Here is an 11,316-nt window from a genome sequence, read left to right on the forward strand (position 1 = left end):
ATCGTAGCAAGCGCTCTCTTATTAAAGAAACAATTTACGGCGAGCCTTTTATTAGCACTTTGATGCACAACCCGGAGCCTTCCGCGCCCGAGGCGCACGTTCCGCTGGCCGAACGCTGGCGGCGCTTGCGTGCAGCCTATCGCTATGTGAACCTGGCTTCCCATCATGTGCTCGGGTTCACGATCAAGCTGGTCCTGCTGGTCTATTTTGCGCTGGGGCTGCTGTTCCTGGCGCTGCGCTACGCGATCCTTCCTAATATAGATATGTACAAGGGCGACATCGAGCGCCTGGCCAGCCGCGCGCTCGGCAACGAGGTCGCCATCGCCCGTATCTACGCTTCCTGGAGCGGCCTGCATCCTTCGCTGTTCCTGGGCGACGTCACCCTGAAGGACGCGCAGGGACGCCAGGTGCTGGCGCTGCCCTCGGTGTCGGCGACCTTTTCCTGGTGGAGCGTGTTCGCGGCCGAGCCGCGTTTCGAGACCCTGGAGCTGATCCGCCCGCAGCTGGACGTGCGGCGCGGGCCGGACGGCGTGTTCCAGGTGGCCGGCGTGCGCATCGACCCGAAGCAGGAGGAGGGCGGCCCCGGCGGCGACTGGGTATTCCGCCAGCGCCAGATCGTGATTCGCGAAGGACGCATCGACTGGACCGACGCCCTGCGCGGCGCGGCGCCGCTGGCGCTGCAGGACGTCTCGCTGGTGCTGCAGAACCGCTGGACCACGCACCGCCTCGCGCTCAAGGCGACCCCGCCGGCCAGCCTGGCCCTGCCGCTGGACGTGCGCGCACGCTTCACCCATCCGCGCTTCGGCGGGCGCGCTTCCGACATCTCGCTGTGGCGCGGCGAGCTCTACGCCGACCTGCGCGAAGCCGACCTGGCGGCGTGGAAGCAATACCTCGACTATCCCTTCGAACTGAACCAGGGCAAGGGCTCGCTGCGCGCCTGGATCACGCTCGACCACGCGCGCCTGGCCGGCTTCACCGCCGACCTGGCGCTGGCCGGGGTCCACGCGCGCATGCAGCCCGGCCTGCCGCCGCTGGCGCTGGCGCGGGTCTCGGGACGCTTTTCGGCGCGCGAGGAACTCGCTCCCGGCGTCGAGGACGGCAAGCCGACCTTCGGCGCCAACGGCCATACGGTGGGTGTCAGCGACTTCAAGGTGGTCACCAGCGACGGCCGCGCGCTGCCGCCGGCCACCGTCAGCGAGACCTTCACCCCGGCGCGCGGCGGCAAGCCGCAGCGGGTCGCGGTCGAGGCGCGCCAGGTCGACCTGGCGGCGCTGGCCGAGCTGGCCGCGCAACTGCCGCTCTCGCCGCTGCAGCGCCAGCTGCTGGCCGACTTCGCGCCGCGCGGGCAACTGCTCGATTTTTCCGCTTCCTGGGACGGCAAGGTGCCGCAACTGGCCGGCTACCGCATCAAGGGCCGGGTCGCCGGCCTGAGCCTGCAGCCGCAGGCTGCACGTCCCGCCATCGCCGCCGCCCCGGGCGTGGCCGCGCAAGCAGCGCGGCCGGCCCTGCCGGGCGTGGACAACCTGTCGGGCAGCATCGACGCCAGCCAGGACGGCGGCAGCGTCAGCGTCGACTCGGAAAAGCTGGCGCTGCGCATGCCGGCCTGGTTCGCCGAGGACGCGATGCCGCTCGACCGCCTGGCGCTGCAGGCGCGCTGGCGTTACCAGCCGCGGGAACAATTGCTGGTCGAGGTAGACCGGCTCGGGTTCGCGCAGGGCAGCCTGCAGGGCGAGCTCTCCGGCAGCCACCTGCTGCCCCTGGGGCAGGGCCACGGGCCGGGCGTGGCCGATATCCGCGGCACCCTGGACGGCTTCCGGATCGCCGAGGTCGGGCGCTTCCTGCCGAACGTGACCCCGGAACACCTGCGCGACTGGCTGGCTGCGGCGCTGCAGGGCGGCACCCTGGACGACGTGCAGCTGCGCCTGCGCGGCGACCTGGCCGCGTTCCCGTTCCGGGCCGACAACGCGGCCCAGCGCGCGCGCGGCGAGTTCCGCGTCGCCGGCCGCCTGAACAACGCCGTGCTCGAATACGCGCCCGGCCACCGCACGCCTGAGAACAAGCCGCAGTGGCCGCTGGCCGAGGCCATCAACGGCAGCATCGTGTTCGACCGCGCGCGCATGGAGATCCACGGCGAGACCCTGCGCAGCATGGGCCTGGCCCTGTCGAACGTGCGCGCCGTCATCCCGAACCTCGGCTCGCACGATGCCCAGCTCGACATCGACGGCAGCGCCGCCGGGCCGCTGCAGGAATTCCTGCGGTATGTGTCCGCGAGCCCCGTGCCCGGCTGGATCGGCCACTTCACCGACGAGACGCGCGGCAGCGGCAACGCGCGGCTCGGCCTGAAACTGCGCATGCCGCTGGCGGACCTGACCCAGACCAAGGTCCAGGGCGCGCTGCAATTGCAGAACAACGACGTGTCGCTGTTCCCCGACCTGCCGCCGCTGCAGGCGGCGCTCGGCAAGGTCGAGTTCACCGAGCACGGCGTCAACCTGAACGGCGTCGGCGCCAGCTTCCTCGGCGGGCCGCTGGCGCTGTCGGGCGGCACCCAGCGTGACGGCTCGATCGCGATCCGCCTGGCCGGCACGCTCTCGGCCGAGGGCATGCGCCGCAGCGCGCCGGCGCCGGCGATGGCGCGCCTGGCCACGCGCATGTCCGGCAGCACCCGCTACGGCGGCGTCGTGGCGGTGCGCGACCATGCGCTGACCGTCACGCTCGACTCGAGCCTGGCCGGCCTCGGCCTGGAATTGCCGGCGCCGCTGAACAAGGCCCAGGACGCTGCGCTGCCGCTGCGCTTCGTGCTGACCGGCGCGCCGACGGTGGATGGCGTCGGCCGCGACGAACTGCGCCTCAGCCTGGGCAATGCGGTCGCCGCGCGCTACGTGCGCAGCCGCCAGCCGCAGGGACACTGGGTGGTCGAGCGCGGCGGCATCGGCGTGAACCTGCCGGCGCCCGAGCCGGACGACGGCATGATGATCAACGTCGACATGAAGTCGCTGAACGTCGACGCCTGGCTGGCGGTGGCGCGCACCATCGCCGGCGATGACGATCGTGATGAAAAAGGCGCTGCGGGCGCTGCCGGACCGGATTTTTCGCAGTACGTGGTGCCCACCACGATCGCCGCGCGCGCCGCCGAACTGTTCGTCGCCGACCGGCGCATGGTCGACGTCGTGGTCGGCGCCACCCACCGCGGCAGCAGCTGGCAGGCCAACCTGCAGTCGCGCCAGGCATCCGGCCACGTCGGCTGGAGCGAGCAGCCGGGGCAGGGCGTGGGCAAGGTCACGGCGCGCCTGGCCTCGCTCGTCATCCCGGAATCGTCGGCGGCCGAGGTCAAGGACCTGCTGGAATCGAACCGCGGCGCGGCCAGCATTCCGGCGCTCGACATCGTGGCCGAGCGTTTCGAATTGTTCAACAAACAGTTCGGCCGCCTCGACCTGCAGGCGAGCAATGTGCAGGCCCTGGCCGGCAAGGAATGGCGCATCGACCGCCTGAGCCTGTCCAATCCCGACGGCCAGCTGCGCGCCACCGGGCGCTGGCTGACCAAGGACGGCAAGAGCAACACCAGCATGAACTTCAACCTCGACATCCTCGATGCCGGCCGCCTGCTCGACCGCCTGGGCTTCCCCGAGACCCTGCGCCGCGGCAAGGGCAAGCTGTCGGGCGACCTGTCCTGGAGCGGCCTGCCGTACGCGCTCGACATTCCTTCGCTGTCGGGCCAGATCGAACTGAACGTCGGCGGCGGCCAGTTCCTGAAGCAGGACCCGGGCGCGGCCAAGCTGCTCGGCGTGCTGAGCCTGCAGGCCCTGCCGCGCCTCCTGAAGCTCGACTTCCACGATGTGTTCTCCGAGGGCCTGGCCTTCGATGGCATCACGGCCAATGCGATGATCGCGCGCGGCGTGGTCAAGACCGACAACCTCAAGATGCACGGGGTGGCGGCCACGGTGCTGATGGACGGCACGGCCGACATCGCCAACGAATCGACCAACCTGCACGTGGTGGTGATCCCGGAATTCAATCTCGGCACCGGGCCGCTGGTGTACGGCCTGGCGGTCAATCCGGTGATCGGCATCGGCTCCTATCTCGCGCAGCTGTTCCTGCGCGCGCCGGTGATGAAGGCGCTGACCTACCAGATGCAGATCACGGGACCCTGGAAGTCCCCGACCATCACCAAGCTCGACAATCCGCCGGACACGCCGCCGGCAGCCAAAGCGAAAAAGGAGTGACATGACCAGCGTCGCCGCAGTCCAGATGGTGTCCACGCCCGACGTGGCGCACAACATTGCCACCGCCCGCCGCCTGGTGGGCGAAGCCGCCGCCGCCGGCGCCACCCTCGTGACCCTGCCCGAGTACTGGCCGATCATGGGCATGAGCGACGTCGACAAGGTCGCGCACGCCGAGCAGCCCGGCAGCGGCATTATCCAGGACGCCATGGCCGCGCTGGCGCGCGAACACGGCATCTGGCTGATCGGCGGCACCCTGCCGCTGGTGTCCGCGGACGCCGGCAAGGTCCTGAACACCACGCTGGTGTACGACCCGCAAGGCAGGAACGTCAGCCGCTACGACAAGATCCACCTGTTCGGTTTCACCAAGGGCAGCGAGTCCTACGACGAGGCGCGCACCATCGTGCCGGGCCAGGCGGTGGGCAGCTTCGAAGCGCCGTTCGGGCGCGTCGGCCTGTCGGTCTGCTACGACCTGCGTTTCCCCGAGCTGTACCGGGCGATGGGCGAGTGCGCGCTGATCGTGGTGCCGGCCGCCTTTACCCACACCACCGGCAGCGCGCACTGGGAAGTGCTGCTGCGCGCCCGCGCCATCGAGAACCAGTGCTACGTGCTGGCCTCGGCCCAGGGCGGCACCCACCAGAACGGACGCCGCACCTTCGGCCACAGCATGCTGGTCGACCCCTGGGGCGAGGTGAAAGCGGTGCTGCGCGAAGGCGAGGGCGTGGTCACGGGCGAACTCGACCCGGCTTTCCTGGCCGGGGTGCGCGAGAGCTTGCCGGCATTGCGCCACCGCAAGCTCTAAAAGGCTTTCCCGGCAGCACGACCGCTGCCGGTGTCGCTTTCCGCCGTGGGGTTTGCACCGTGGCTGACGCGCCGATGCGATCCGGGCGGATATGGCACAATGCCCCAATCCATACGAGAAACAGACGCAAAATGACTCCATTCGAACCGAACCTTTCCTCCCTGGCCGTCGCGCGCGACGTGCTGCTGACGCCTTTCGGCCTGGACGAAGGCAAGCTGCTGCGCACGCTGGGAACGATGTTCACGCACAAGGTCGACTACGCCGACCTGTATTTCCAGTTCACCAAGAGCGAAGGCTGGAGCCTGGAAGAGGGCATCGTCAAGACCGGCAGCTTCTCGATCGACCAGGGCGTGGGCGTACGCGCCATTTCCGGCGAGAAGACGGCCTTCGCTTATTCCGACGAGATTTCCGAGAGCGCGCTGCTGGATGCGGCGGCCGCCACGCGCACCATCGCCCGCGCCGGCGCCGGCCGCGTGAAGGTGGCGACCAGCGCCCAGCCGACCGGCGGCCGCTCGCTCTACCTGCCGAACGACCCGCTGGCCTCGCTCGACGCCACCGCCAAGGTGCGCCTGCTCGAGCGCGTCGAGAAGATGGCGCGCGCGAAGGACCCGCGCGTGGTGCAGGTGATGGCGGGCCTGGCCGGCGAATACGACGTGGTGCTGGTGGTCCGCAGCGACGGCGTGCTGGCGGCCGACATCCGTCCGCTGGTGCGCGTGTCGGTGACCGTCATCGCCGAGCAGAACGGCCGGCGCGAGATCGGTTCCTCGGGCGGCGGCGGCCGCTTCGACTACGGCTACTTCGACGACGCCATCCTCGAGCGCTACGCCGACGACGCGGTCAAGGCGGCGCTGGTCAACCTGGAGGCGCGTCCGGCGCCGGCGGGCCCGATGACCATCGTGCTCGGCCCGGGCTGGCCCGGCGTCCTGCTGCACGAGGCGGTCGGCCATGGCCTGGAGGGCGACTTCAACCGCAAGGGCTCGTCGGCCTATGCCGGCCGGATCGGCGAACGCGTCGCCGCCAAGGGCGTGACCGTGGTCGACGACGGCACCCTGAAGGACCGCCGCGGCTCGCTCAACATGGACGACGAGGGCAACCCGACCCAGTGCACCACGCTGATCGAGGACGGCATCCTGAAAGGCTACATCCAGGACACCATGAACGCGCGCCTGATGAAGATGCCCGTCACCGGCAACGCGCGCCGCGAGTCCTTCGCCCACCTGCCGATGCCGCGCATGACCAATACCTACATGCTGGCCGGCGACAAGGACCCGGCCGAGATCCTGGCTTCGGTCAAGAACGGCCTGTACGCGGCCAACTTCGGCGGCGGCCAGGTCGACATCACCAACGGCAAGTTCGTGTTCTCGGCCAGCGAAGCCTACATGATCGAGGACGGCAAGATCACCTACCCGGTGAAGGGCGCGACCTTGATCGGCAACGGGCCGGACGTGATGAACCGCATCTCGATGATCGGCAACGACATGAGCCTGGACTCGGGCGTGGGCGTATGCGGCAAGGAAGGCCAGAGCGTGCCGGTGGGCGTCGGCCAGCCGACGCTGCGCATCGACGGCGTGACGGTGGGCGGAACGGCCTGATCGTCCGCTTCGCTTCGTTCGTGAAAATGCCCGGTTCGCGCCGGGCATTTTTTATTGTTGAACGCACGGTAGAACAGTAGGGTGGGCACGCCGTGCCCACGCGAACGTTCGAATGCCGACGGTGCTCGTCCTGACGCGCAAGACGCAGTCGCGCGGCGGATCCGACAGCGTGTTGTTGGCGTCGCAGCCATGGTGAAGTCTCGGAGCGACGACGCCAGGCTGCAGACTGCGGACGAGCACGTAACGCGTGGGCACGGAGTGCCCACCCTAATGTGATGGACTCCACCCTCCTGATATCGGCATCATTGTGCCAAGCGTGCCAGATTGGACTGGCAAGCTAAAACAAGAGGGGGAGTCACCATGAATGCTAGCGCAAAAGTGGTTGGTTTGGATATTGCGAAGGACGTGTTCTTCGCGGTCGGGCTCGATGGACACGGCAAGCGGGTGTTCAAGCGTAAGCTTTCTCGAGACCAGGTGCTTGCGCAGTTCGCGCAGATGGCCCCGGCGATGATTGGTATCGAAGCCTGCGCAGGTTCGCATTACTGGGCACGCAAGCTCGTGGAAATGGGGCACGACGCCAAACTGATTGCGGCCCAACACGTCAGGGCATATGTCACTGGTAACAAAAACGACATGAACGACGCTGCTGCAATTGCCGAGGCACGCTCGCGCGGTTCGACCAAGTATGTGCCGATCAATACGGCTGCACAGCAAGATTTACAGATGCTGCACCGCGCTCGCAGCGCCCTGATGACAGAACGGGTGGCGATGATCAACAGGATCCGGGCATTTGCCGGCGAATATGGCCGGGTATTTCCCAAGCGCGTGGAAAGATTGCGCGACGGACTGAAAGCATGGCTGAACGATCCGGACAATGGTTTGTCTGGTATGGCCCTGGAGACATTCCGGGAGCTCAAGGCCCAGCTGGACGACAAGGACGAGAGGATTCAGGCGTACGACCGACGTTTGAATCAGGCAGCCAGGTCGGAACTGGCGAAGAAACTGATGGAAGTGCCGGGTGTAGGGCCGTTGACGGCAACGGCAGTGCAGGCAACGATCGCCGATCCGCACCACTACAAGAGCGCGCGAGACTTTGCAGCGAATTTAGGCCTCGTGCCACGCGAGCATAGCAGTGGAGGCAAGCAGCGCTTGTATGGCATTACCTGCAGGGGCGACAGCTACCTGCGCACCCTGCTCATACACGGAGCGCGCAGTGCGCTGAGAACAGCAAGCGGCAAGCCCGACAAGCTGCTGCAATGGGCAACAAGGCTGGCAGAACGGCGCAGTTTCAACGTTGCCGCGACTGCGCTGGCCAACAAGATGGCCAGGGTGATCTGGGCGCTGATCGCGCACGGACGTCCTTATGTTCCGGCCTGGTCGAAAGACACGCCCAGGCCGGCCTGAAAAGACTGTCGAGTAACTCAGCAACAACAAGGAGCAATCGCCAAGTTTGCGACGAGAAGAACGAATGATGCCAACAGGTCGAACCGGCGTCGGGTGAATCCGTAAACTGTAGTGGCCATCAAGGCCGTCACCCTATGAGGATCCTGACGCGCGTATCACATCAGGGCCAGAGCACTGGAAACGCTCAACATACAGGCCGAATAGATACAAGCAAACTCTTCCTAACGGCAAAAATTCAATCTTCTTCTTGCAAATCGGGTGGAGTCCATAGATACGGTTTTACGCACCGTCAGAACCTGTACGTCAGCCGCATGTACGGCGTGATCCCCAGCGGATCGGTATAGCGCGGATCGTAGCCCAGCTGGAAGTTGGTGACCTGGTTGGTGAACGGCGGCTCCTCGTCGAACAGGTTCTTGATCCCGGCCGTCAGCTCGAAGTGCTTGTCCCCGGTATAGGTGGCCGAGATCGACCAGGTCGAGTAATGGCTGACGTTGTTGAAGAATTCCGGCGCCACCGACGTGTTCTGGTCCTCGTAGTGCGAGGAGTAGCGGTTCGACAGGTTGAAGGTGTAGTCGCCGCGTACCAGGGTCATCAGGAGGTTGTGGCGCCAGCGGAATACCGGCGTGGCGTCGGCGTAACGTCCGGCATTCTCGGTGTAGGGGCCGCCGCGCTCGTTCTGGTAATCGTATTTGTTGACGTAGGTGCCGTCAAGGCTGATGCTGAAGTTGCCGATCGGGCTGCGCGGCAGCCGGTAGAGCAGCGCCAGGTCGACGCCGCGCGTCTTCACCTGGCCCAGGTTGCTGGTGATGTCGAGCACGTAGTTCAGGCGCGTGCCGCTCGGGTCGTAGACGAACAGGTTCTGGTATTTCGGGAAGTTGCCGAAGATGGTCTGCTCGGCCAGCGCGTTGATCTGGTCCTTCAGGCGGATGTCCCAGTAGTCGGCCGACACCGTCAGCCGGGGGAGGGGCTCGAACACGACGCCGACGCTCCAGGTGCGCGAGCGTTCCGGGCTGAGGTCCGGATTGCCGCCCTGGCGGATGTTCTGCTGCTGGCCGCAGACGACGTTCGGATTCGCGCCCGGCACCGGCGTCCCGCCCGGGCACAGCAGCGGATCGTCGTGGGTGTCGGAGGTGTTGGTGGTCGACTGCGGTCCGTACAGGTCGTACAGGGTCGGCGCGCGGAAGCCCCGGTTGTAGGAGGCGCGCAGCAGCAGCTCGCGCGTCGGCTCGTAGCGCAGCGAGACCTTCGGGGTGAAGCTGTCGCCGACGTCGGTGTAATGGTCGTAGCGGCTGGCGATGTTCAATTCGAGGTTCTTGATCACCGGGACGTTCAGCTCGGCGAACAGGGCGGAAATGCTGCGCTGGCCCTTGGCATCCTGGGCGTCGGCATAGCCCGAGCTGGAGGCCTGGCCGGCCAGGGCACGGTCGACGAAGTACTTGGCGCGGTCGCGCCGGAATTCGGCGCCGATCGCGAAGCCGAGCGGGCCGCCGGGCAGGGTCGTCAGCTCGCGGCTGGCGCGTGCGTCGACGGCGGTGCTGTTGATGCGGGCGTGGACGTATTCGCCCAGCAGCAGCGAGTTGTTCAGGAAATCGGCGCCGGCCGGGCTCTGCGGCCCGAAGGGATTCAGGATGCCGGCACCTATGCCGTCGATGATGCGCTGGTCGATCAGGTAGCCGCCGCGGAAGACGCTGCGCGCGCGGCCCTGGGCATGCGAGATCGCCGCGTTGTAGTCCCAGCCGGCGATGGTGCCCTCGAGGCTGGCCAGCAGGCGCACGGTGGAGCTGCTGTCGTAGTTTTCGCGCGGGCCGCTTTCGGCCGGCCGCCAGCTGATGTCGAGGTTTTCGCCGCTGAGGCCGGGGAAGGCGGGCACGGTGCCGTTGCCGGGGTAATACGGGCTGGCGGCGGTCATGATGATGCCGATGTTCGACATCGGCGGCGGCGCCACGCGCGATTCGTTGGTGCTGCGGCCCCAGACGACTTCCAGGCTGCCCAGGTGGTCGGGCGTGAACTGGCGGTTGATCTTGCCCATCGCGCTGTACTGGCGCGTCTTCGGGATGTTGTCGACATACTGGGTGTAGTCGAATTCGCAGACCGGGTCGTCGACCGCGGGCGCCGTGTCGGGCGGGCGGCAGCCGGTCGCGTAATAGGGGTTGCCGGCGATTCCCAGGTCGGAGAAAAAGTTGGCAGGGAAGGTGGTGCGGCTCACTTCGTTCATGCCGCGCTCGGGCCGCACGCCGGTGCGCGAGAACTCGCGGTCGATGGCGCGCAGGGCGCTTTGCTGGTGGTAGTCGAGCACGCCGAACATGCTGATCCCGTCGCGCGCAAGGTCGCCCCAGCCGCCCAGGAGGTTGATGCGCTGCTCGCTGCCGCTTCCCTTGCGCCAGGGCTCGTAGTCTTCGACGGTCAGTTCGGTGCCCTGGACCGAGCGCTTGGTGATGAAGTTGATCACGCCGCCGATGGCGTCGCTGCCGTAGACGGCGGAGGCGCCGTCGCGCAGCACCTCGACCCGTTCGAGCGCGGCCACCGGAATGATGTTCAGGTCGACCGTGTCGGCAAAATAGGGGTGGTTCGCCAGGCGCCGGCCATTGAGCAGCACCAGGGTCTTGTCGCCGCCCAGGCCACGCAGGTCGGCCACCGCGCGCCCGCCGGTGCCCGAGCCGACCGCCGAGGAACCGACCGTCGAGGTCTGGTTCATCGGGATGGTGTTGAGCACTTCCTGTACCGTGGTCAGGCCCTGCTTGGCGAAGTCGGCGGCGCGGATCGTGGTGATCGGCAGCGCGCTTTCGGTGGCGATGCGCCGGATCGAGGAACCGGTCACTTCGACGCGCTGGATCGGCGGCGCGGGCGATTGTCCGGCGGGCTGCGTTTCCTGTGCGGAGGATTCGAGGGGACGCTGGGCCTCCTGCGCATTGGCGGGCAAGCTGGCCAGCAGGCTGAAAACAGCGCTAGAAGCAGCGCTAAAAACCGCGCTAAAAACCGCGCTCAGGCCGGCGGCGCCGAACAGTTGGCGCAGCGAGCGGGACAAGATGGTTTCGTGCATGGTTCGGCTCTCGGATGGGTTATTTGTTCCCCGCTACGCCGCTTGCTTCTATCCGATAAACATTTGTTTATTAGAATTAACAAATGTGCGGCGAGGTGCTGGGATCGAGTCTTGCATCGGGCTGCCGCATGCGAGTGATTTCAATCAAACGAGCTGTGGCACGTGGTCCGCACGCCACAGCTCGGTGTCGCGCGCGGTTTTGCGGCGACGACGAACCCGGCAGCCCGCGCGGACGCGGCTGCCGGGTCGGGCAGGCAGGGA

5 protein-coding genes are annotated in these 11,316 nt (G+C 67.1%); 4 read left to right on the plus strand and 1 reads right to left on the minus strand.

Annotated features, from left to right (window positions below):
* Window positions 1-62 precede the first annotated feature (62 nt).
* From ACFOPH_RS24130 to ACFOPH_RS24145, 4 genes are all read left to right on the plus strand, one after another.
* On the plus strand, window positions 63-4,220 hold the full coding sequence (locus ACFOPH_RS24130) for a YhdP family protein (RefSeq protein WP_379737657.1): 4,158 nt from the start codon (window positions 63-65) through the stop codon (window positions 4,218-4,220).
* A 1-nt stretch (window position 4,221) separates the two neighbouring features.
* Window positions 4,222-5,019 (plus strand): carbon-nitrogen hydrolase family protein, encoded by a 798-nt coding sequence (locus tag ACFOPH_RS24135; protein ID WP_312549135.1) that lies wholly within the window; start codon window positions 4,222-4,224, stop codon window positions 5,017-5,019.
* Window positions 5,020-5,150: 131 nt separating this feature from the next.
* Window positions 5,151-6,611 carry a metalloprotease TldD gene (gene tldD / locus ACFOPH_RS24140; protein ID WP_379737659.1) on the plus strand — a complete coding sequence of 487 codons (1,461 nt, stop codon included), beginning with the start codon at window positions 5,151-5,153 and terminating at the stop codon, window positions 6,609-6,611.
* Between the two features lie 360 nt (window positions 6,612-6,971).
* A complete protein-coding gene (locus tag ACFOPH_RS24145; protein WP_379732773.1) occupies window positions 6,972-8,015 on the plus strand; it encodes an IS110 family transposase in 1,044 nt (347 codons plus the stop codon).
* A 289-nt stretch (window positions 8,016-8,304) separates the two neighbouring features.
* Here the strand turns inward: ACFOPH_RS24145 and ACFOPH_RS24150 are convergent, their stop codons facing one another.
* A complete protein-coding gene (locus ACFOPH_RS24150; protein WP_379737661.1) occupies window positions 8,305-11,055 on the minus strand; it encodes a TonB-dependent receptor in 2,751 nt (916 codons plus the stop codon).
* Window positions 11,056-11,316: the final 261 nt, after the last annotated feature.

The organism is Massilia haematophila (assembly GCF_042647645.1).
In the GTDB taxonomy this organism is placed as follows: Bacteria; Pseudomonadota; Gammaproteobacteria; order Burkholderiales; family Burkholderiaceae_D; genus Telluria; species Telluria haematophila.